The organism is Streptomyces sp. DvalAA-43 (assembly GCF_900091725.1).
Lineage (GTDB): Bacteria > Actinomycetota > Actinomycetes > Streptomycetales > Streptomycetaceae > Streptomyces > Streptomyces pulveraceus.
Window position 1 is genome coordinate 148695 of the sequence record NZ_FMBW01000012.1, and the last position, 21337, is coordinate 170031.

Below are 21337 nucleotides of genomic sequence, written 5' to 3' on the forward strand. Positions count from 1 at the left end.
GCTGCCGGTTCGTGTCAGCGGTGGACCGCGCTGTTGCGCGTGGACGGTGCGACTGCTGGTTGGGCCTGCGGCGATGTCATGCGCCGGGCCTTACGGGCGGCGACGCGGACGGCCTTGAGGCGGGCTGCATGGGCAGCGGCGAGCTCCTCGCCCTGCGGCCCGCGTGCCTCCTGCGTGACGAGGTGGTTGTGCGGGACCTCGTACATGCCGCGCTGGACGGGCTCGTCGCTGGCCAGGGCTCTGGCGAAGGCGGCGAGCAGATGCGCGGGCATGCGGTCGTCGAGAGAGGCGCTCCACAGCCGGCTCTCGCCGCCGCCTCCGTTGGGAAGGGCGGCTTCGGCGGTCCAGTAGAACCGCTCGGACGGTTCGACGGTCCAGCGGCGCAGGCTCAGGATGCCGTCCGGGTGCGAGGCGGTCTCGTTGCCGTTCTCGTAGTGCTGGTAGGTCCAGCCCGCCGAGGTGAGGGCCGGCCAGACGTCCGGCGTGGTCTCGGGCGCGGGCAGGAGCAGGGCGTCGGTGAGCGCGGAGAGGATCTCGACGGGGGTACTGCCGCCGAACTCGGCATACCAGCTGCTTTGTTCGTCCTGCCCGCGGATGCGCCACCAGGCGCTGTATGAAGCGGTCCCGGGTTCCAGGAGCAACGAGTGCTGGTAGTCGGGACTGGCCAGCGCGACGTGGGGATAGTCCGGATCGGAACGGTTCTGCCAGCCTGCGGCGCGCAGGGTCTGGGTAATACGGCGGGGATCGCCGCCCCCGGCGAGGTGCCGGGGGCGGGTCTCGAACCAGATCCGGGCGCGGGGGTCGTCTGCACGGGTGAGGAGGTAGGGGATCACTGGTCTTCGGGCGCCGGGATTGCGAACTCGCCCGGCATGGCGATCAGACGCTGGACGTCCCAGTGCAGGACATGCCAGTCCGTGATCTCCTGGGCGGCCTCGCGCAGGCTGTCGATGAACTGCCGGGTCTCGTCGGCCATGGGCCTGGCTGCCTGCTGGGAAAAGATGCGGGCGGTGCTGCGCAGGATGTCGCCGAGCAGGATGGGAGCTCCGCTGTCCTCGTCGAGGAGCGGGACGAGCAGCGGCACGACCTTGTCAGCCGAGGGGTTGGTGCGCAGGTAGGCGGCGAGGTCGGCCAGGGTTCGGGTGGCCTGGCGGACCTGATCGGGCATAGGGGCATCAGGGGTGTGGTGGGGCATGAAGTCCTTGGCGGAGAGGGCGATACGGTGCGCGAACGAGAACGAGGTGGTGAGGGTGGGGCGGGTCAGCGCCGGGCCCGGGTCCTGCCGGCTGCTGCGTGCGGGCGGGCGGTGGCACGGGGCTGACCGGCTGCCCAGGAGTTGCGGGCCCACGTGGCGGCACGGGCCGCAGTTATCCGGGTCTGCTGCCAGGCGCCGAGCTGGGAGGGGAGCACGGAGACGGACCTGGTGCGGATCCGGCTGGAGGCGGGCACGAGTCCGAGCGGGCGCATCACCGGGTTCGGGTCGGCCAGAGCGGCCGAGAATCCCTGGACGAGGTGCATCGGGGTCGTGGGGGAGAAGACGGCATCCCAGGCGCGGCCGTGCTCGGTGCGGGCCCCGGCCCACCAGTACGCCTCGCCCGGCCCGGACTGGTGGTACTGGACCCACGCGTTGCGGTCAGGGCTGACTGCGGTGAAGTGCTGCTGTCGATTGGTGGTCCATCCCTGCTGTACCAGGGGCGCCCAGGCATTGGGGGCGTGAGCGGACCGCGGCTGGTGCAGTGCGTCGGTGACTCCGGCCACGATCTCCACCGGTACCTGCTTCCCGAGCATGGCGTGCCACGCTTCCTGCGAGGCGGCCTGTTTGCCGGAGATCGTCCAGCCGCCGGGCTGGGTGAAGGGGTCGTATCCGATCCGGATGCTCTTGTCCGGGCTGTCGAAGACGATCGGCCCGCCGGTCTTGGACTTGTCCTTCCACCCGGAGGCGCGCAGGTACTCAGTGACGTGCCGCAGGTCTCCTCCGCCGGCCAGGTGCCGCGGTTCGACCAGGTAGTGCTGCTGGGGCTGCTCGAACGAGCCCCAGCCGGCCTTCTTCTTCACCGGTGCCGCCTTACAACGAGGGGCGACGCGACGGCTGGCTTCGCCGCTGACGGTGTGTCGAGGGTGGTGAGGGAGCTGGTGTGCTCGTCCAGGTCAAGGCCGATGTCCTGCAGTTCGTTGGCGGCCCGGCTCAGGGCGAGACATACCTCGGGGGGCAGTGCGCCGCGTTCTGCGCTGTCCTTCGCCAAGACGGCTCCTGTGTCCAAAAGGCAGGTGAACCGGCCGAGGACGCCGTCGTGCGGGTCGAGGACACGAGCGAGGATTTGGGGAACCTGATCTGCGGGCAGCTGGAAGAGGTGGGCGCTCAGTTGTGTGAGCTGACGGGTGATGTTGTCCGTTAGGTAGTCGGCGTAGGGGTACGGGTGGGGCATGGTCCTCCCGGATGGACGGGGCGGGTGCGGGGCCAGGGAAGGTGAGGCTGGTCGGCCTCGGGAGGGTCGCCGATGGTGGGACCGGACGGGATGCAGGCGCGTAGGTAGCGGCGGAACACCGCGGTTGCGAGGCGGGGCTTGATGAGGTGAGAGATCGGTGGGGGCGTGCGGGGTACTACGGGTGTCTCCTGTGGGTCGTGCGGTGTGTGCCGGGGCCACCTGACGGATCTGCTGGAACAGATCGGCGGCCGGGGGCCTTCAGGTCAGCGGTGGCGAGTCGTGGGTGCGGGAAGTTGACCGACTGCGGGCGGTGGCGTTGTTGCCGGGGTCGGCTTCTGAGGGGCGCGCGCGGCTTGATTGCGGGCGAGGAGGACTTGGTGGGCGGCGCGCAACAGCGAGTCCGCCGTGTTCGCGAGCTGGGAGACCGGCTCGGCGTCTTCGCCCCCGCTGTTCAGATGCTGGGAACAGGCGATGACAGTCCTGACGACAACCTCGCGAGTGAGTGGCAACAGGCCCTCGGCCGGACCGGCGACCGCGGTCAGTATCTCGGCGACCTCTGTGGCGCTCTCGGCACGGGAGGCCCGTTCGGAGAGCTGGGCCAGATACCGCAGAGCCGCATCACGTTCACCGTCGGGCGTGGCTAGCGCGTTCAGCTCGGGATCGAGGTGCACGCTGTGGCCGGCGGCGAGAAGGGCATGCGAGGCAGCGGTCGCCTTCAGGCGCTGCTGCTCGACGGCAAGTCCGTGGGGCAGACGGTGGTAGTCCCGACCGGCGCCGGGTGCGTTGAGGAAGCCGCCGGCTCGCTGGAGGATGTCTGCCGCCCGCCCGTTGCCGCCAATGGCGACGACCAGCTCGGTGCGGGGGACCTTGGTGATGGTGATGTAGTCCTGGACGAAGAAGCGCGGTTCGGTGCTGGCTTTCATCGGGCCCGTGGGAGCGTGGACCGGGTGACGGCCGGGGTCGGAAGTGCCGTCGGCGCGGTGGACTTGGGCGGGATCCGGCCCGACGGGTGCTGGATGACGGTGGCGATGCCGTGCGTTTCGAGCTGCGGGCCTATCTCGCGCACGGCACGGGCCTGAACGGTGGTGTCGTCGCCGCTCAGGCGATAGGCGCCGGCACCGTCAAGGACGAAGCCGTTGGCCACCAGGACGGCGGCGGCATCCGCGCCGACAGCAAAGGTGGCGAGACTTCCGTCCGGCTGCCAGGTGAGGACGACTTGGTCAGCCTGGGAGGGCTGCACATTCTCGATGGCCTTGTAGCGGACCTGGGCGAGGGAGGTTTCGTAGCGGAGCAACAGATTGCCGATCTGCTCGACGGCCTGGAACGGGTCGTCACTCAGAGCGATGCCGTTCGGCTCGCGTATCCCCCGGTAAGCCTCGTCGGGCAGGTTGCGGGGGGCGACGGCGGCTATGAGGAATCCGTCCGGGTCGTCGTGCCGGTCCATGACGATGAGCTGGGCACCGTCCGGCCGGGAGAGGACGGCCGCGTGCTGGAGCGGGTGCTCGGCGAGGGACTCGGCGACGAGGTCCAGGTCCCAGACCCGGTCGGTCAGTTCAGCGAGGGCGTCCTTGGCGTCCGGCGGGAGGTGGGCGGTGCTCCAGACTCCGGGGAGTTCGCTCGCGAGGATGTCGGCGTACGAGGCGAGGCGCTCGGTGATTTCGTGGTCGTGCATGGTGTCTGTCCTTGGGCGAGGTGGGGGTCAGCGGCGCAGCCCGGCGGCCACCGGGGGAGGCGGGGCAGGCGTCGTGCGCGGCGGGGGCGGGCAGGCGCACACGGCGGAGCGTTCGCGTTCGGTGGCGGGGACCTCTTCGGTGCAGGTGCTGCGGCCAGGGTGCGGGGTGTGCCGGTCGGCTAGGTCGTTGCGGGTGTGGACGAGGTCGGCGCGGATGGTCTGCAGGTGCTCGTCGGCGAGGTAGCGCAGCCGCCGGGCGATGTGCGGGTCAGCGGCTTCGCCGAGGCCCTCGTGGAACTCGGCCGTGGCGGTGAGGATTTCGCCGAGGCCGGCGAGGATGCCGTCGTGGGCGGCGGTCAGCTCGGTGAGGGTGTCGGCTGCCTCGTCGGTCGTGGTGGCTTCACGGATCTGCTCGGCGAGGTGGGTGACGGAGGCGCCCAGCGGCGGGTAACTGGGCCACCGCGAGTCGGTGTCGAAGTCCTCGTCGCAGTCGACGTGGTATCCGGCGGACCGAAGGCGGGCGACTGCTTCGGTGGCGAGGCGGGATTCCTCGGGTCGGGCGAGGCCGGTGGGGGCGCGGTGGTAGGTCTCGTGGACGCGGACGACCGGGACGAATCCGGTGCGCTGGAGGACGCTGTGGGCTTCGGGGTCTCCTCCGCGTGCGAGAAGTTCATCGGAGTGCGGGTCGTGGCGGATGTCCAGGAAGCGGTCGGCAACGGACAAAGAGGCGTTTCTCCTCTCCTACGGTGATCGGTGGGCGGAGGGCTGGGCAGCGGGTGGCGCAGCGGCTGCAGGGGGAGAGACCGCAGCTCTCAGCTGGGCTGCCGTGGTGTCGAGGTCTTGCTGGACGGAATGGAGCCGACGGACGATCAGCCCCAGGCGAAGCATCGTGGCGTCATCGGCGGCACCCGGCTGCCGTGCGATCTGGTGAGCGGTGTGCTCGACGAGGTCGCGCACCCAGGCCAGTGGCCCGGCCTGCTCGTCGGCGAGCTGCGACAGGATGGTCGCCAGCTGTGCCGAGGCAGTAGGTACGGGACGGACACCGGTCTGCGACTGATGAGTGGTTTGTGCTGGAATGAGGCGCAGGTCCTGCTCGATGCGGCGGGCCTCGTCCGACAGACGCCGCGGGACATCGGCCGGCTGCGTGTGCCAGGAGCCGTCGAGGCGTATCAGGTTGGCGATCAGGTCGAGGCGTCCGGGCTGGGCCTGGACGGCGATCCACCGGCAGCCTCTTTCGTCGCCCGGGACTTCGATGCCGGCGGCGCGGGCGAGCCGGTGAGCGGCTTCGGCCCATTCGGGGCCGGTCAGCTCACGGTCGTCGGGGTGGAGCCGGACGTCGAGGTGGAAGATCGCGTGCCGGTCGTCCTCCGGGCTGGCGGCGAACGGGTGCTCCATGTACGGGTCTTCGAGGTGCTCAGCCCACTGGACGGACGTCCAGATCTTCTGCTCGTCGTCCAACGTGTAGTAGTCGAGGCCCGGCCAGTGGGCGACGATTGTGTGGTCGGTGAGTCCTTCGGCCGCTGACACCGGGCGGCCCAGTGCCTCGGCGAGGGGGCCCTGCGGGGTGTGGGCGCGAATGTGGAGGCGGGGGATCACGTCTGAGTGCTTCCGGAGGCGGTGACCCTCGTCTTGAGGAGGGGCAGCACACGGACGGGGCGGAGCACGGGGAGGGTCACCGGCCGCTCCGGACATCGGCGATGTGCACCAGCTGGTTGAGGGCGGTAACGGTGTACCACCCGCAGTCGACCAGCGAGTCGTGCCCGGCATACTTCGGCAGCAGGCGGTCCTCCATGGCACGCAGATAGATCAGGCAGTCCGGGCAGCGGCGCGAGAGGTGCACGAGGTAGCGGGGGTGGGCGGTGACGTACGTCTGCGCGCCTCCGGTGGCATCGCGCAGCCGCCATCCGTCCTCGTCGGTCGGGGTGTGCCAGGACGGGGCGACGATGCGCATCGCGTCCCCCCACAGCTCCCCGCCGGCAACCCCTTTGAGGACGATGATCTGGTCACCGGCCTGGAAGTGCTGATGGGTGATGTCCCGTGAGGGGGTGAGCGGGTCGTGTGCCGGAGTCGGCGGAGGTGTCCAGGGCTGCGGAATCATGCGGGTCCTTCCACACGGAGCGGGTAGCGGCGGGAGGATCAATAGTCCGGGTGATCGCCGGTTTGGCTAACCGGCGATCCGCCGCTATGTTCCGCTTCCGTCAGCGGAACGGATTCTCCGTCCCGCGGTCGCCCTCGCCTGCGGCATCGAGGAGTTCGAGCAGGTCAGTGCCCTCGGCCTCACGCTGATCGATCCACCAGCCGGCGCGGGCGACGGAGCGGGCCTTCTCCTCCAGCTTCGCCCAGTCCGCCTCGTCCCAGGACCCCTCGACCACCAGCGCGGTGTGCGCAGCCGTCATCAGCTGGTGGCGGGACCGCTCGCCCCAGGCCAGAGTCCGCTCCGGTCCCTCCAGCGGTGGCATGTCGAACTTCTCGGCCCACTCGGCAGCGGCCTGCTGCTCCTCGGCGCGCTTGGCGGCGAGCCACTTCTCCTTGGACTCCGTGTCGGAGTCACGCGACGCCTTCCAGCATTCGGTGCAGTCCCTGCCCGCGAGCCATCGAGCGAAGCTGGCGCGGCGGTCGGCGGGACGGTCGGACAGATCATGGACGATCGAGTCACCGCAAAGGTGCTCGACGGTCCATTTCGTGCGGACAGCCATGGTGAATCTCCGTACGGAATAAGAGGGTTGGAATGCCTGCTCAGACGCGGCGGCGGTGTCGGCCGCGGCAGTCGGCGCCCTGGTCGGGGCGGGCGAGGAGCAGGACGGTGAGAGTGAAGGCGGCACCGGCTGCACGATTCATGCGGCGGACGGAGGTGGTCTGGAGTGCTTGGCGGTGGTCTCGGGGACGCTTCCGCCTTCTGCGTCGTCTCAGCGTGTCCTGCGGATGGCGTCTGTGGCCGCCGTGGCTATGGCGACGGGAGCGCTGGAGGGCTTGGGAAGGTGCAGCAAGGTGGTCCCCGGCAAGTGGTGGGACTCCGCGGTGAGGGTGAGCTGGAGTACGGCGCAGCCAGCGGTCGTGAGCTGCTTGACGCGGGTGACGGCTTGAGCGGTTTCGTCGGGGGTGTAGATGGCGTCGGTGACGATCACGAGTAGGCGGCCGGTGCCGGGGCGGCTGAGTTCGAGGCCGTGGTCGAGCGCGTCCAGGGCGTTGGCGAGGTTGTGACTACTGCCGTTGGCACCGAACGTTGTCACGCGCTCCGGTGCCCGGTGGGTGGGTCGGTTCAGTGCGGTCAGATGCGTGTCGTAGGCGATGGTGGCGGTGCGGGAGTCGGGGTCGGTCAGGGCTGCTGCGCGTGCCACGATCCAGGCAGCGGACGCGACGGGCGCGCAGGCGGCACGCATGGAGCCGGAGACGTCGACGGCGATACCTACGCGCAGCGGTGGGGTGGGGGAGTTCCGGCGGCGGGTGTGGGTGAACGGTTCCGCCGTGGGCACCGACCCGGACGCGCGTTGAGCGTCGCGGGCGAGGGCCGCGCGCATGTTGAGGCGGCCGGGCGGGGTGGGGCTGGTGGTCCGCTCCTCGGTCCGCTCGCGGTAGGCGGCGGCACGCAGGGCGCGGCTCAGGCGCGCGGCGGCACTCTGCTCGGCGGCGGTGGGCCTGCGGGTGCCGGTGACCGGGTTGCCGTAGGGCGCCGGTGTGCCGTCGGGGGTGACGGTGGCGCCACGGGCGTTGAAGACCGACTTGGCGGTGGCGGCGGCTTTGCGTCGCTGGCCGGCCCGCTCGGCTCGGTCCTGAGCCTGCGCCTTGGACTGCGCGGCCATGGCGTTGGTCGCTGCGGCCTGTGCCGCGAGGTCGGCGGCGTCGGTGGCTGCCATGCTGTCCATGACGACTCCCACGGCGCCGGACAGCAGATCGGTGAGGTTCTCCTGCACGGGCAGGGCGGGGGCCGCGGAGTCCAGAGCGTCGCACCATTTTTGAGCGTGCGCGAGCATGGTCGTGGCGTCGTGGTCGGCGCACTGGTGGGCTGCGGTCCAGATGCGGGTGAGTGTGGCCAGCAGGTCCGCGCCCAGCACCTTTTCGCACAGATCGGCGACGGCCCGGGTCTCGCCGGCGTCCAGGATGCCGACGTCACGGCGGCCGAGGACCAGGGCCGCCACGGCGGCGGCGTGCTCGATGCCCTGGAGGGTGGGGTGGGCGATGTCGGGCATGACCAGGGTTCGGGCACTGGTGCGCAGGTACGTGCGATCCGTGGGCCGCGTGATCAGGTGTGCGCCTTCGACACGGCTCTCCTCCAGCAGGAGCGCGGCCTCGACGGCACGGGGGTTCGCTCCGGCTGGCTCCGTCCAGATGGAGTGGGCCGCGTGCGCGGCCTCGTGGACGAACACTCCCCAGGCGGCGGGATACCGCTCCTCGTCGCCCACGATACGCGGATGGATCTCGTGGGGCTGGAGCGGGGCGAACAGGCCGGCGTCGAACTCGACCTCGCCCAGAGTGGGGAAGAACGCGGCCGGTGCGCCGCTGCGCGTGCCGGGGCGGCAGGTGACGAGGAGGTCTTGGCGGCCGGAGAGGGCGACCAGCCGATCGCCGAGTTCGGCTCCCACGCGCAGCCACGCGTCCGGGGAGGAACGGGGTTGCGCGGGCGGGGCGCCGTCGTCGTCCCATCGCGCGAGGTCGGCGTCGTCGTCCGGCGTGGTGGCGGGGGACTGGACGTGGTGGTGGGCGCTCATCGCGAGCGGCCCCGGCGCGCGGAGCCGGTGCTGCCCGGGGGCTGCCGGACGGCCGAGGCGGAAAGCTGCTTGCCGAGGGTGAGGGGGCGGACCTCCTTGACGCCGGCAGCCTTGATGATGGCGGCGGCGACGGCGTCGCGATCCTCCAGGGGGGCGATGCCGACGAGGTTCGCGAGCGCGGCTTTGGTGCCGAGGACGGCCTCGGTCTTCTGGTAGCTGAGCAGCTCTCGCAGTTGGGGGGCCCAGCCCAGCTCGCCGAGTTCGACTTGGTGGGCGAGGTGTCGGGCGACCCGGACGACCCGGGCATCGATCCTCAGTGCCTTGGCGAGGTCATAGTCCGTGCCGATCTGGATTTGCACGCTGAACCGGGACGACAGTGCCTCCGTCAACACTGCCCCGTGGACGCCGGGATTGTGGCCCGCCACCACGTAGAAGCCTTTCTCGGCCTTGATCGTCTCGCCCTTGTGGGCCTTGACCTGGATCTGCCTGCGCCCGTCCATCGCGGGATACAGCGCCGCCAGGACCATCGGTGAGATCAAGGTGGCATCGTCGATCAGCAGGGCGCGGCCCTCGGTCATCGCGGTGACCAGCGGCCCGTACTGGAAGACGTAACCTCCGCTGTCGGCCTGCGTGTACTCGCCGACCAGGTCGCCGACCGTGGTGTCGCCGTCGCCGGCGACGGTGAGCAGGTCCGGGAACGCCGCCTCCACCAACGACGTCTTGCCGGTGCCCGGAGGGCCGTAGAGCAGCACCGGCACGTCGGCGTCGCGCAGGCGGTTCAACGCCTCGACGTCGGGCAGATCGGCCAACTCCCGGGGGTGGTAGAGCTGGCCCCCCGCGCGGGGGATCGGGCCGGTCTGCCTGGGCGTGGCTGTTGCGGGAATGGTCGTGCGGGCCGTGGCCGCCTGGGCGCGGGGAGCGTGGGTGCCCGGTGGGCTGATCACAACGGTTTTCGCGGCTGCGGCGGTTTTCGCGTTCGCGCGGAACTCCGGCTGTCCGGTTCCGCTCTGGTCGGCCTCGCCGCGTCGCACCAGGGTGAGGGTCGCGTTGCGGACAGCGCCGTGGGAGTGGCCCAGCTGCCTGGCCATCTCCCCGATGGTGAGCGTGTCCGCCGGTCGGTGCGCGAGCAGTCGGGCGACTTTGGCCCGCAGTTCGCCGCCCTTGGTGCGCGCTGAACCGCTAGGCGTTCTGGGTGTGGTCAAAACGAAAGCCTCTTCAACAGGTGGGCGTTGCGGGCGGGGTTGGCGATGCGTTTGTGAGGCTGGCCGCTCTCGGAGCGGATCACGGACTGTGCCGACATCGGCGACTGGGCCAACCGGGTACCGTCGGCGCTCACCGGCCGACCGAGGGCTCGGTCCAGGTGCACGGGATGGCCGGCGACGAGCAGCTCGCTGGCTGCCGAGCAGGCCCGGTCCGCTCCGTACCGGGTTCCGTCGCTCGGCAGGCGCAGCCCGGCGTCTCTTCGAAGCCGTCCTGGAGCAGGATCCGCCGGGCAGCGGCGTTGTAGCCGGTGGTGGTGATCTCGCCGGTGATGGTGTGCCGGATCGTCATGAACGGCTCTGCTGGTGCTTCGGGCAAGGCGGATCTCCTATCGGTGGTGGCGGGAAAGCGGTGGGGTGTTGGGCGAAGGCGAGGCGGGCCCGGAGCTTCCAGCACATCAACGGTGCGTGGCTGGACAAGGCCGACCAGGCGCGCAACCGCCGAAAGCTCGGCTCCCGCGGCGGCCGGCCGCCTCGTTTTGACCGGGCCGACTACCGTGAACGCCATGCGGTCGAGTGCGGCATCAACCGCCTTAAGAGGCATCGCGCCGTCGCCACGCGATACGACAAGCTCGCCGTCCGATATGAAGCGACCGTGCTGATCGCAGCTCTCAACGAATGGCTCTGACCCTGTCGCGCGCGGCATCGCGTACGGCAGCGGGGCCCTGACTGCTCAGTTCCCGTTCTGAGCTGGCCTGATGTCACTCAATCCCGACGCGCCGATCGGTAACATTCCGCATGCATGTGTACGCGTAGCGCAAGGAGTTCAAATGCAACCTAGTCACGGGCCGACCGAGTTTCCTCCCAGCCGGGGCCGTCTCCACCTGATGTCCTGGCAGGCGGATGCACTGGAGGCTGGCAAGTTCTTCCCTGCCACCGAGGCAGGGTTGCCCGACCCCGTCGTCCCGTCCGACGTAGCCAACGCCCAGCCTCCGGCGGACGGGAAGATCGCCAGCGCGGGGATGGGTGACGCCGCAGCCCTGGACGAGGTCGGCACCGACTGGAAGAAGCACCCCGTCACCGCCGGCCAGAACCTGGACGTCAGGTGGGTGCTCCGCCATCGCCAGAAGACCCGCCGTTTCAACTACTTCCTCACCAAGCAGGGCTGGGACCCCAACCAGGCTCTGTCCCGAAGCCAGTTCGACACTGAACCCTTCCACCAGGTGCAGTTGTCCGAGCAGCCGTACTGGCAGGACGACCTCGCCCCGGGTGACAGGCCCACCCACACCATGCGTCTGCCCCAGCGCGACGCGGGCCACCACGTCTTGCTCGCAGTGCAGGAGATCGCCGACACCGGCAACGCCTTCTACCGGGTCATCGACCTCCAGTACACGTAGAAGAACCGCGCCCTGGCCTGACCACGTGCCGACCCTGCCGCTGCGGGGTCGGCACCTCCCCTTACGGCCTGGGATGCCGCACCCCTCAGCATGATTATGGGCTGTTTCGACGGCCCACATGGGGCAGAACCGAAGCGCCAAACGACGGCGAACTCACACAGCCAGGGCTGAGACGAGCCGGTCCTCGCTCCGACGGTCCTCGCCCCGCTGCCCACAGCCAGCGAACCGTGAAAAGCGATTTCGATACACGGCCTAGGGGCGGCGCGCGGTTGCTGTGGTGTGCTGCGGCGGCGCAGGCGGGGGCGTTGTCTCCAGGGCAGGCCGCGGGCGGATACGGGGCGGCTTCGGAACGCGGTGCGGTGGCAGGACCGCGACGGTCGCGCCGAGGTCCTCTGCAGTTTCGTTTACCTCACTGGCGAGGAATTCGAGCTGCCTGCCAAGGGCGTCGAGCCGGGCGCCCAGGCGCTGACCCTGAACGGACTCCAACGCGCGGGAGAACCCGGCTGCCTCATACAGGAGTTGACGCAGGTGTGTCATGGGGCCGCAGCCGCGTCCCTGCTCGGTGGCAGTGAGCAGGGCCTCGGACACGTCGCCCGCGCAGTGTGCCTCGGTGACGTCGCGGAGCAGCTCCTGGACGGGCACCTCCGGAGCCATCTCGGGGCGGTTGAACCGGGACGTGCCCTCAGCGCGGAGAACGCCGGGCGGCACTGGCCGGGGGAGTGTCTTGCCGGCGACGTACTCGTTGTCGTACCGGCCGATGACGCACCACCCGGGCGCATCCGGATCCCCGGCCAGGGCGATCACCTCGGAGACGTCCTCCTCGACCAGGTAGGCGAGGGTGATGCGGCGGCCGTCAGCCGCGTACCAGGACTCGATCAGATCCAGTGCCCCTCGGCTCCGCGCCAATCGGGCCCTTTCCGTCCACTCCCGTGCCTCGTCAGCCGTGAATTCGGGTCCGGGCTGGTGGTGCAGTTCGGCGAGGTGGGCGGCGATCGCGCCGTTCTCAGCCCAGTGAGCGAGGTGCGCCCACACCGCCTTCTCCTCACGCTCGGCGGGCTGGCCGGCGGCGCGCAGGATCTCCGCATGTGACGTGGCGAGGGAGTCGAGCATGTCCCGCCACGCCTGGGTGTGCGCGGCGGGAGGCACCGTGTCGAGGGCTGTGCCGGCCGCCGCCAGCAGGGGGCCGGCGGCGTCGGCGAGGTCGAGCCGGTATCCGTCGAGAGCTGCCCGGGTGAGGCGGGTGCGAATCGCGGCTGCTTCCTGGGGGCGGACTATGCGTCCGTGCCGGTCGCGGACGGCGTCGAGGGCCGTCTCAGTCTCCCGGTCCAGGAGCGCCATTCTTGCCCGGAAGTCACCGCACTTGGCGCCGAGCTCGTGGATCTGTTGCGGGTCGGGGGTGACAGGGATCGGAGTCTCCTGGATGAGGTCAGCGGCGTGCTGCTCGGGGCGGGCATGCCTGGACGGCCGTAGCGGGCGGGCGGACCGGTCCCGAGAGCTGGTCGGGTGGGGCGGGGCGGGTATCGAGGCCCGGGCCGAGGCGTACGGGGTAGCGGGCGGTGGCCAGCATCTGTGCGGCCCAGGTCGACTGTTCGTTCTCCCAGTCGCGTCCCATGCCGAGTGGGAGCCGGATCGAGCGGCCGTTCAGCGACGGTACGGAGAGGAAGCCGGCTCGGAGCAGGATGTGTCCGGCGAAGGCATCGAAGGTGCCGTCGATCTTGACGTGGCCATCCCTTGTTCGGGCGATGCGGATCGGCTCCGGAGAGGGGTTCATCGGCTGTGGCCGGCAGGAGAGGAAGCGAGGTGGACGGTGGGCGCGTAGGTGGGCTTCGGCGGGGCCGGACGTGCGGAGGGCGGCGAGGTCGTCGGCGCGGCACTGCGCTGGGGTGATCGGCCGGAGGCAGCCTGGGCGATCCGTTTACGTCGCTCGGCAAGTCTGTTCGGCAGGCCCGGGCGAGTGGGGTTGGCGGGGGCGTAGGCGATGTCGGTGTCGACGTGTACGGCGTAGCCCTGGGCGCGGAGGTCCTGGGCGGCCTGGCGGGTTCGGCGTGGGCCGTCGAGCTCGGGTTCGGTGAGCTGATACAGGCTCGGCTCACCGGGGACGGCCTCGAACTGGACCCGGGTGAGGAACCAGTCGGCGAGGTGGGCGGGAAGCGAAGAGTTGAAGCTGGCAACGTAGCCGTGCTGAGGGTGGCTGCCGAACACGAAGTGGATGTCGGGGTCCAAAGAGGAAGAATCTCCTTCCGGTAGGGGAGCCGTGGGTCAGCGGCGAGGGCCGGGAGTGTTTCGGGCCGGTGCGGGCGGAAGCACACGCGGGGAGACGATGGTCCGGCCCGTCTCGGTGGCGGGCGGCTCGCTGGGAATGGAGCGGCGAGCCAGGTCGATGAGGCTCTCGCCGCCCTCTGCGAGCCACCACACCACCTGATCGGTGCGAGGGGCCACGGCGGTTTCGGCACCGGCCTGGGCCCCAGCGGCAATGACGTCTTCCACCCGCTGGAGGACAGCAGCCTCGTGCTCGCTCTGCGTGGCCAGGGCGCGCACCGCAGCGGTGACCTGCGGCGCCGTTGTGGTGAAGCGGCCGTAGGCGTCGATGAGATCCTTCGGCGCCGGCTCAGGGACTGCGCCTGACTCGTAGATCTGGCGTGTCCGGTCCAGGTCCTCCTCCAACGAGTTGACCTGGCAGTGGAGCACGGCCCGCGTGTAGGCAGGCAGCAGACGGGAGTTGATCTGCCAGGCGGCGGAGGCCGACGTCTGCTGCACGGTCACGCTTGCGGGCGGGGTGACGAGTCCGTCGGGATGCAGATTGATGGGGTGGAGTGCGCCGACGTGATACAGGTCGCGCTGCGGGTCGCGGATGATGGCGAGTTCGGCCCCGTCGTCACGCCGAAGTACGGCCGCCCACCGCACACGGCGCTGGTCCAGCGTGGCAGCCATGGATGGGCTCCACATGCAGGCGGCGAGGTCTTCTTGCCAGACGCGCATCGCGTAACTTTCGACGCTTACGCTCCACTGGCCCGGCAGGTGATCGACCAGGTCGCGTGCGAAGTCGCCGATGTAGGTTTCACCGCTCGATGTGATCTTTATCTGGGTGGCCCGGGCGACTACGCCGAGGGTGAGCAAGACCTCGCGGGTGCGGTCGAGATCCGTCAGCGGGATGGCGCGGTTGCCGTCGTCAGACTTCTCGAATCCTGCGGTGTCCAACGTGGTGTGCGCCCAGCGCCAGTTGTCACCGTCGACCAGTGCGACGATGCCATCGCGGGAACTGGTGAACAGGGTGACTTCGCAGGAGGATTGTCCGGCGGCGGCGCCACCTGACGTGCTTCTACCTGGCGTGGCGAATCGGGCGTACTCGGGGAGGTCCACAGAGCGGCTCCTTCGGCCGGGATGTTGCGGGAGGCCGGGACGGTGTCACGGTTGGCCAGGCGTCCGGGTTGCTGAAGTCGGTGAGAGGGTCGGCGTCCCAGCTGACGACGGGGCCGGATGCGGCATAGAGCGTGGGGATCACTTCGATGCCGCGCGGGCGTAGGACGTATCCCCACTCCAGGTCCTGGTCGGCGGCGGTCGTCTCGGTGACTGTCATACGGGTAGGCGGCGAGCCGTCCGGGGTGATCAAGTCGTCCATGGTGCGGCTGGACCACCGGAACCCGCCGGTGAGGGCGGCGACGGTCTCGGACGGTGCCCCGTCGAGGAGATCGGAGCCCAGCTCATCCCAGCCGATGGCGACGTCGTCCACCAGGTGCCGTGTCATCGCGTCAAGGTTCCGGCCGTAGCGGTACTGAAACGCGGTGAGCAGCACCGGAAGCTTCGCGGAGGGCGCGCCGTCGAGATGGACGTATATGCCGGTGTACCCGGTCGGGGTGGGGCGGGCGATGAAGGAACGGGTCGACAGGTGAAGCCTCCAGAGGTGTGCGCTAGCGGCCGGGTGCAGGGCCGGCGGGCGGCGGGACGGGCGGAGCCGGGGGCAGGCTCGGTCCTGTCTTCGCGGCCGGTCGCGGCGCGGGTGCGGGGTCGTACTCGTCGCGCAGGACGGCGAGATCGGCCTCGTCAGCGAGGGCGAGCACGGAAAGGCTGCGGCTGGCCGCTTCCAGCAGCATCTTGGGCGGATTCCCCAGCTCCGCACCCCGGTGGCGGTCGCCCCACCGCGCGATGGACACGAGAAGGTCGCTCACCGCGCTCAGCGCGGGCTGGGCGGAGTCCAGGAGGTGCTGGGTGATGGCGCTGACCTCGGCGGGGGTCTGCGCTGCGGCGAGCGCCGCGAGATACGGGGCCGCGTCCGGTGCCGGTAGCGGCTCGTCGGGCAGCGGGTGCTTGGTGAGGAACTCTTAGGAGTCGCGGCGGGCCCAGCGCAGCAGATCACGCGGGTGGCGATACCGAAGTGCGCGGCTGCGATCTGTTCGGAGGTCCGGCCGACGTTGTCGTACAGCTCGAAGTCGGGATCTTGCATGTCAGGCTCCTAGACGGCGGTGCTCGGGCCGGCCGCTGTGGCGTCGGTGCGGCGGCAGCCATAGCCGAGCAGGCTCGACGGACCCGGCGTGCTGGGGACGGAGGCGACGTCTGAGCAGGTGAACGTGTAGGTGAAGGCGGGGCTCGGGCTGGTGCCGAGCCAGGCGCGGTCCTGCTTCTCCGGCCTGATCCGTAGGCCCGCGGTGGTGGAAGCGTCGTGCTGGGCGTGCGTGTGGGAGAACACGACGAGCGCTCCGGTAGTCGTCTTCAGGGCGTACGCCTCGGGGTACTCGGGCTTCTCCGCGGTGAAACGGGTGGTGCCGCGCGTCCCGAACTTGTTCACGGTGTCCCGGTGGACCTTGACTTGCTGCTCGGATGCCTTCGTCGCGGCGAACACCTTCCTTCCTGCACCTCCGGTGGCGAAGTTGTCGCCGACGGCCGCGCGCAGCTGCTCGGCCGGGATGGCGAGCTTGGTGGAGGCCGGGTCGATGGGGGTGGCGTAGCCGTCCTGGTCGAGCACGATCTGCGGGAGCTGCTGCGGGTCGTCGATGTCGACGGTCGAGACCATCTCCCACTGCTTCGTCTTCGTGTTCTCGGCCAGGACGAGGACACGGGCGTACTGCTGGGAGCTGCCGGCGCGGGTGACGGCGGCGAACCACTTCCGCTTCCCAGCTGTGAGGCGCGGGATGTAGAGGTCGGTCTGGGTCACGTCGTACGACCAGGCACGGAACGGCTTCCGGTCGGCATTCGGGAGCCCCTCGTCCTCCTTGAGGTCGGCCAGCGTCATCGCATAGCGCGGGCCGTCTTCGACGGTGTCGAGTAGTGCGCGGTCCTTCGCGGCGAGCGCGAGGTTGTTCGTCTTCGAGTAGTGGGTGATGGCATCGCGTGCCTCGGCCGGGGTGAGAGCCGGGGCCGCCTTCGCGACAGTTGCGGCGCTGGGGGGCCGCCTCACCTTGGCCGCGTCGGGGCTGTCGCTGTCCGTGGTGCAGGCGGTGGCGGCCAGGGCGATGCAGAGGGCGGTGGTGATCAGCGGAATGGTGTGACGAGCGGGACGGATGAGGGCTCCATGTGCTGGGGGCGGTGGGCGTAGTCGCGCAGGGCGGTTGGCCTACTGGTGGTGGGTACCGACGGACGTGCTGGTGGTCGGGAAGGAGGCCGGCCGCGGGGTTGTGGCGGCGGTCGGAGTGGCGCGTGTTGCGGTGTGGCGGCGGAGGTTCACGCCGAGGCCCTGGGCGGCGAGCTCCCGGGTCAGGGCTTGCACGCGCAGTGCCCGCCCGTCTTCGCCGTACGCGGCGGGCAGAAGAAAAGCCGCCTGGTGGGGGTGGTACTGGAAGCCGTGGGCGAAGAGCGCCATGCGGACGTCCTCTGGCACGCTCTTGTACGGCACACCGAGGGCGCCGTCGTTGTAGTAGGTCAGGGTGAGGACCTGGGAGACCTGCGGTGGGGCGGGCCGGTGCGGGGGCTCGGGCTGGTCTTCCGCGTTGTGGAGCACCGCGTGCAGGGCCTGTTCGTAGCGGGGGAGTACCCGGCGGGTGACGCGGGCAGCGGCCCGTGCGGGGTCGTTGGGGACGGCGATGCCGTTGGGCTCCTCGACACCCTCGAAGTGGTGGGGCTTGAGACTGGCGTCTTCCGGCTGGAGTGGAGCGACGACGAACTGTTCGGGGTGCAGGGGCCGGTGGGTGACGTAGAGCCGTTCGCGTTCGGGCCCGTGGAGGACGGCGTCGTGAGGGAGGACGTACGTGCTGACGACGTGGTCGATGTGCCCGGCGTCCCAGAGCTGGTTGGTTGTGCGGTATTGGTCCTTGTACGTGGTGTGGTGCTGGTATGTGCTGGTCCAGGGGCCGGGCAGGCGGGCGGCCAGAGCGGTGGCGAATGTGGACAGGTCAGTGCGTGGCGTGGGCATGGGCTCCTGATGGCGAGGGGGCTGGGATTGCGGTGTCAGCGCGTGTGCCGGTGGGGAGTCGGAAGACCGGGCAGGGGCAGACGGGGCGCATGGGCCGGGGATGCTGGCGGCCGGTGCGGCTGCGGGGGAGCGGTGAGTGCTCGCATCCGGTCCTCGGCCACGTTCAGGGTCTCCCCGAGGTTCCGGATCTCGGCAGCCGCGTCGGCGAGGTCGTACGAGAGGTCGAACCCGTCGTCCTCTTCGGCTTCTTTGGCTTTCTCGCCCGCGGCTTCGAGTAGTTCCCCCATCCGCTCCAGCAGGCCGTGGGTCGGTTCCAGGATCTGGCCCAGCAGCGCGGCAGCCTCTGCGTACGTTGTGTTGTCGTTGAGCTGGTCCGTGAGGGCAAGGAGGGCATCGCCGTAGATGTACGTGGTGGTGCGGTCCGCGGCAGCGGCCGGGCCGAGGGGGGCGCCCGCAGTCCGGGCAACGCTGGCGTGGTTCAAGGGCTCTGGGGCGCGGGGAGGCGGGGCTGTGGACATGGGGGGAAGCTCGGTAGGTGAGGGTGGAGCGGGAAGCAGCCCGAGTTGGCTGAGTCGCCTATCGATCGCCTCGATCAGGAACGGGGCGCTGCCGCCGTTGCGTACCTCGGGACGTGCAGGGGCATGGGGGTCGTCCGCGGGCACCGAATCGTAGACGATCTCGTACAGCGCATGGTCGTCGGGGTGTTGACGGGTGACGGACCATCCCTCCGGATCCCCCGGCGGGCGGCTGGAAGGTGGCTCCTGCGGCGGGGAGATGATCAGGTAGCTGTCGTCGGGGAGCGGTACATGCACCACGTACGCACTCAGACCGAACTCAAGGTTGCACTCCAGTCCGCGCTGGCGCAGTGGGGTGGTGATGTGCGCGTGGCGGCTCCACAACTCCTGCCACCACGCGGTGCTCGCGTTGCGGTGGTCAGGGAGCGGTGCGAGTGGTGATGCACTGGCCGGGTAGTGGTGCTGTGCGTTGTGGAAGGTGACCGGGGCGTTCTCGCGGTCAGCGGCCACGGGCGCTCCCGTGCGAGGCCGGGCCGGAACGGGCCGGCGGGAGCTGGCGGGCGGGGAAGAAGCTGTGGAAGTCGAGGTGGCCGTCGAGTTCCTTGGACGCGTCGCGGAGAGATTCCGATGCGCGCCGCAGGTAGGCACGCGCTGTGGCGTGCTCGATGACCATGGAGTTCGCCGGGTACTGCTTGATGATCGGCGTGGCGGCCCGAGACAGGGCCAGGGCGGTTTCCGCGGTCTCGGCGAAGCACGGTACTGCGTGGCTCGACATGGTGGATGCCATCGCGAGGCGGGCGAGTACGGCTCTGCCGACACGGTTCGTACTGTGAGGGGTCCGGGCGAAGTCGGCAGTCAGCTGAACGACGTTGTGGGAGAGGGCCTGTGCGTCGACGGCATGCTGGAGCAGGTCGGTGTAGGAGGGCGAGGCCGGTACACGACCGTTCTCGTCCAGCAGCTGCCACTGTTGGGCGGCATCGAGCAGTTTGGTCTTCATTGTGTCGAGTACGCCGATAAGGTGGAGAACGGTGTCGTGAGGTATCAGTTCACGCGAGTTATCAGGTTTCATGAGCTTTTGGCTTTCAGTGCATGCGGGCGTCGGTATCGAAGAGCGCCAGCTCGTGGCTGTGCAGGAGGTGCTGCACGATGAAACTTCTGCCTGCGACTTTCCACAGGCCCCTGCCGCGATTGAGGTGCGCGATGGCCTCCATCTCGACGGAGGTCAGGCCCAGCAGGGATGCGGCGGCGTGGAGCTGGTCGGTCTCCTGGCGGTAGATGATGCGCGTGCTGCAGTCGGCGAGGAGGCCCTCGGCGAGCGCTCGTCCGCGGGATCCGGCGTCGCCTGCGGTGAGCAGATCGCTGAGACGGTGGATGACCATGAGGTTGGCGATGCCCAGGCCGCGGCTCAGCTTCCACTGGGACTGCATGCGTTGCAGGAGGCCCGGGTGGCGCATCAGTCGCCACGCCTCGTCGTACACGATCCAGCGTCGGCCGCCGTTCGGATCGGAGAGCGCGGACTCCATCCATGCCGAGGCGCAGGTCATGGCGAGGACGAGAGCGGTGTCGTCGCCGGATCCGCCGAGGCGGGAGAGGTCGATGGTGAGCATCGGCGCGCTGGGGTCGAATTCGACGGTGGAGGGGGCGTCGAACATGCCGGCCAAGTCACCGTGGACCAGTCTGCGCATGGCGTGGGCGAGGTCGCGTGCCGCGTCTCCGAGTTGCCCGGTCATTCCGGCGGTCTCGTCGAGGGTGGCGGGGTTGTTGAGGGCAGCGGCGACATCGCCGAGAAGCGGGGTGTGGCCGGTGTCGGCGGCCCGGGTGACGACATGGTCGAGGGCGACGTCGAGCGCGGTGTGTTCCATGGGCAGCAGGTCCCGGCCCAGGACGGTCCGGGCCAGGGAGCCGAGCAGGAGAAGGCGTCGCTTGCGGATCTCGCTGACCCAGTCGGCCTCGGAGATGCTCTCTGGCCGGGGCGCGGCATCCAGGGGATTCAGCTTGCCCGGTAGCCCAGGACCGAGGGCAACGGACGTGCCACCCAACGCCTGCGCGACGGGCGTCCACTCCCCCTTCGGGTCGCACGGGACGTAGATGCGGTAGCCGAAGGCGACCGACCGGAGCGCGAAGCTTTTGGCCAGTGCGCTTTTCCCCTGGCCGATGACCCCGGCCAGCAGCACGTTCGGGTTGGTGAACCCGTCGACCTTGCCGTACAGGGCGAACGGGTCGAACACGAACGATGCCTCGGCGTGGACATCGCGGCCGACATAGATGCCCTCGGCGCCGAGCCCGCCTTCGGCGAGGAAGGGGTACGCGCCGGCGGCGACTGCGGTGGTCATACGGTGGGAGGGCAGTCTCAGCTTGCTACCGCGGGCGGAGCTGGGGCCGGGGCGTCCGCTGACCGGATACAGCGGGGCGGGTGTTTCGTGGTCGGTGGGCGCGCTGTCCGCCAGGTGCACGGCCGCTTCGGCGCGGGCCTTGGCGGTGGCTTCGGCGAGTTGGCGGCGGGCGGCCTTGCGGCTGGCCCGGTCGGTTCCGTGCGGGGTGAACAGGGGGCTGGCGGAGGTGCGGCGGGTGGGCCGGTGGCTCATCGGGGGCCCTCGTTTCGCCTGCGAGGAGCGGTCATCGCAGGCATGCAGTGATGTGGGGCGGGCGGTCGAGGTCGGTGGGGGTGGTCTTGCGGCGGACAATGTGTCCGGCGGCGAGGTGGCGCTGGCAGATCGTCATGAACGGCGGGCCTTCCGGAAGACTCTCCGGCCGGCATTCGCTGGAGTCGGAGGCGGACGGCAGCAGGTGGAAGGCGTCGTGCACGGCGGCGGCGGCCTGCCACAGGCGCGTGTGGGCGGAGGCGAGGTGCCGGCCTGCGCCCGGATGCGGGGAACGTGCCGACCCGGCGAGCTGATCAACGAGCCCTAGCAGGGCGGTGAGATGAGCGTGGACGACATCGAGGTGGAGGCGGTCCGCCGGCTCCGGCGGGGCCGACCGTCCCAGGGCGTGGGTGTGGTGGCGGACGCCGGCGGTGGCGGCTCGGAGGTAGGGGTGCGCGTCGTCGGCACGCGGAGGAGAGGTCAAAGGGACGTGGGTCCTT

General features: G+C 70.1%; 27 protein-coding genes. 2 read left to right on the forward strand and 25 right to left on the reverse strand.

Annotated elements, in window-relative coordinates:
- Positions 1-14 precede the first annotated feature (14 nt).
- From GA0115234_RS02720 to GA0115234_RS02780, 13 genes are all read right to left on the reverse strand, one after another.
- Complete coding sequence (locus GA0115234_RS02720; RefSeq protein WP_256088569.1) at positions 15-833, reverse strand: DUF317 domain-containing protein; 819 nt, start codon at positions 831-833, stop codon at positions 15-17.
- Entirely contained in the window at positions 830-1165 is a 336-nt protein-coding gene (locus tag GA0115234_RS02725) for a hypothetical protein (protein WP_237541029.1), read from the reverse strand. Before GA0115234_RS02725 ends, GA0115234_RS02720 begins: the two co-directional genes overlap by 4 nt.
- A 92-nt stretch (positions 1166-1257) precedes the next feature.
- Positions 1258-2052, reverse strand: a complete 795-nt coding sequence (locus tag GA0115234_RS02730; protein WP_093539195.1) for a DUF317 domain-containing protein — start codon at positions 2050-2052, stop codon at positions 1258-1260.
- A complete protein-coding gene (locus GA0115234_RS02735) occupies positions 2049-2423 on the reverse strand; it encodes a hypothetical protein (protein WP_093539196.1) in 375 nt (124 codons plus the stop codon). Before GA0115234_RS02735 ends, GA0115234_RS02730 begins: the two co-directional genes overlap by 4 nt.
- 263 nt (positions 2424-2686) lie before the next feature.
- The gene (locus tag GA0115234_RS02740) at positions 2687-3346 is read right to left on the reverse strand and encodes a hypothetical protein (protein ID WP_093539197.1); all 660 of its coding nucleotides are present in this window, start codon (positions 3344-3346) and stop codon (positions 2687-2689) included.
- Positions 3343-4095 carry a hypothetical protein gene (locus GA0115234_RS02745; RefSeq protein ID WP_093539198.1) on the reverse strand — a complete coding sequence of 251 codons (753 nt, stop codon included), beginning with the start codon at positions 4093-4095 and terminating at the stop codon, positions 3343-3345. The genes GA0115234_RS02740 and GA0115234_RS02745 overlap by 4 nt, the downstream gene beginning before the upstream one ends.
- 27 nt (positions 4096-4122) lie before the next feature.
- Positions 4123-4818 (reverse strand): hypothetical protein, encoded by a 696-nt coding sequence (locus GA0115234_RS42165; RefSeq protein ID WP_161275550.1) that lies wholly within the window; start codon positions 4816-4818, stop codon positions 4123-4125.
- A gap of 18 nt (positions 4819-4836) precedes the next feature.
- The gene (locus GA0115234_RS02755; protein WP_093539199.1) at positions 4837-5691 is read right to left on the reverse strand and encodes a relaxase/mobilization nuclease; all 855 of its coding nucleotides are present in this window, start codon (positions 5689-5691) and stop codon (positions 4837-4839) included.
- A 76-nt stretch (positions 5692-5767) separates the two neighbouring features.
- Positions 5768-6193 carry a hypothetical protein gene (locus tag GA0115234_RS02760; protein ID WP_093539200.1) on the reverse strand — a complete coding sequence of 142 codons (426 nt, stop codon included), beginning with the start codon at positions 6191-6193 and terminating at the stop codon, positions 5768-5770.
- A 100-nt stretch (positions 6194-6293) separates the two neighbouring features.
- Complete coding sequence (locus GA0115234_RS02765) at positions 6294-6791, reverse strand: hypothetical protein (RefSeq protein WP_093539201.1); 498 nt, start codon at positions 6789-6791, stop codon at positions 6294-6296.
- A gap of 210 nt (positions 6792-7001) precedes the next feature.
- Complete coding sequence (locus GA0115234_RS02770) at positions 7002-8801, reverse strand: hypothetical protein (RefSeq protein WP_093539202.1); 1800 nt, start codon at positions 8799-8801, stop codon at positions 7002-7004.
- On the reverse strand, positions 8798-9889 hold the full coding sequence (locus GA0115234_RS02775) for an AAA family ATPase (RefSeq protein WP_176729057.1): 1092 nt from the start codon (positions 9887-9889) through the stop codon (positions 8798-8800). Before GA0115234_RS02775 ends, GA0115234_RS02770 begins: the two co-directional genes overlap by 4 nt.
- Before the next feature lie 244 nt (positions 9890-10133).
- Positions 10134-10352 (reverse strand): hypothetical protein, encoded by a 219-nt coding sequence (locus tag GA0115234_RS02780; protein WP_093539204.1) that lies wholly within the window; start codon positions 10350-10352, stop codon positions 10134-10136.
- Positions 10353-10412: 60 nt separating this feature from the next.
- Here GA0115234_RS02780 and GA0115234_RS02785 point away from each other — a divergent pair, with 60 nt between their 5' ends.
- Together GA0115234_RS02785 and GA0115234_RS02790 are read left to right on the forward strand one after the other, a co-directional pair.
- The gene (locus GA0115234_RS02785; protein WP_237541030.1) at positions 10413-10688 is read left to right on the forward strand and encodes a transposase; all 276 of its coding nucleotides are present in this window, start codon (positions 10413-10415) and stop codon (positions 10686-10688) included.
- Positions 10689-10830: 142 nt separating this feature from the next.
- The gene (locus GA0115234_RS02790; RefSeq protein WP_093539205.1) at positions 10831-11397 is read left to right on the forward strand and encodes a lytic polysaccharide monooxygenase auxiliary activity family 9 protein; all 567 of its coding nucleotides are present in this window, start codon (positions 10831-10833) and stop codon (positions 11395-11397) included.
- 252 nt (positions 11398-11649) lie between these two features.
- Here the strand turns inward: GA0115234_RS02790 and GA0115234_RS02795 are convergent, their stop codons facing one another.
- From GA0115234_RS02795 to GA0115234_RS02850, 12 genes are all read right to left on the reverse strand, one after another.
- Positions 11650-12735 (reverse strand): hypothetical protein, encoded by a 1086-nt coding sequence (locus GA0115234_RS02795; RefSeq protein ID WP_093539206.1) that lies wholly within the window; start codon positions 12733-12735, stop codon positions 11650-11652.
- An 88-nt stretch (positions 12736-12823) separates the two neighbouring features.
- Positions 12824-13168 (reverse strand): hypothetical protein, encoded by a 345-nt coding sequence (locus GA0115234_RS02800; protein WP_093539207.1) that lies wholly within the window; start codon positions 13166-13168, stop codon positions 12824-12826.
- Positions 13165-13620 carry a hypothetical protein gene (locus GA0115234_RS02805; RefSeq protein WP_093539208.1) on the reverse strand — a complete coding sequence of 152 codons (456 nt, stop codon included), beginning with the start codon at positions 13618-13620 and terminating at the stop codon, positions 13165-13167. The genes GA0115234_RS02800 and GA0115234_RS02805 overlap by 4 nt, the downstream gene beginning before the upstream one ends.
- 36 nt (positions 13621-13656) lie before the next feature.
- Entirely contained in the window at positions 13657-14757 is a 1101-nt protein-coding gene (locus GA0115234_RS02810) for a hypothetical protein (protein WP_093539209.1), read from the reverse strand.
- Entirely contained in the window at positions 14717-15142 is a 426-nt protein-coding gene (locus GA0115234_RS02815) for a hypothetical protein (RefSeq protein WP_176729054.1), read from the reverse strand. The genes GA0115234_RS02810 and GA0115234_RS02815 overlap by 41 nt, the downstream gene beginning before the upstream one ends.
- A gap of 163 nt (positions 15143-15305) precedes the next feature.
- Positions 15306-15563, reverse strand: coding sequence for a hypothetical protein (locus GA0115234_RS43145; protein WP_256088572.1), 258 nt, complete (start codon positions 15561-15563; stop codon positions 15306-15308).
- Positions 15564-15847: 284 nt separating this feature from the next.
- A complete protein-coding gene (locus GA0115234_RS02825; protein ID WP_256088573.1) occupies positions 15848-16789 on the reverse strand; it encodes a hypothetical protein in 942 nt (313 codons plus the stop codon).
- 156 nt (positions 16790-16945) lie between these two features.
- On the reverse strand, positions 16946-17740 hold the full coding sequence (locus tag GA0115234_RS02830) for a hypothetical protein (RefSeq protein ID WP_093539211.1): 795 nt from the start codon (positions 17738-17740) through the stop codon (positions 16946-16948).
- A 35-nt stretch (positions 17741-17775) separates the two neighbouring features.
- Entirely contained in the window at positions 17776-18765 is a 990-nt protein-coding gene (locus GA0115234_RS02835) for a hypothetical protein (RefSeq protein ID WP_343335926.1), read from the reverse strand.
- Positions 18755-19252 (reverse strand): hypothetical protein, encoded by a 498-nt coding sequence (locus GA0115234_RS02840; RefSeq protein WP_093539212.1) that lies wholly within the window; start codon positions 19250-19252, stop codon positions 18755-18757. Before GA0115234_RS02840 ends, GA0115234_RS02835 begins: the two co-directional genes overlap by 11 nt.
- 85 nt (positions 19253-19337) lie before the next feature.
- Positions 19338-20840, reverse strand: coding sequence for a VirB4 family type IV secretion system protein (locus GA0115234_RS02845; protein ID WP_093539213.1), 1503 nt, complete (start codon positions 20838-20840; stop codon positions 19338-19340).
- Between the two features lie 31 nt (positions 20841-20871).
- Positions 20872-21321 (reverse strand): DUF6238 family protein, encoded by a 450-nt coding sequence (locus GA0115234_RS02850; protein WP_093539214.1) that lies wholly within the window; start codon positions 21319-21321, stop codon positions 20872-20874.
- Positions 21322-21337 lie beyond the last annotated feature (16 nt).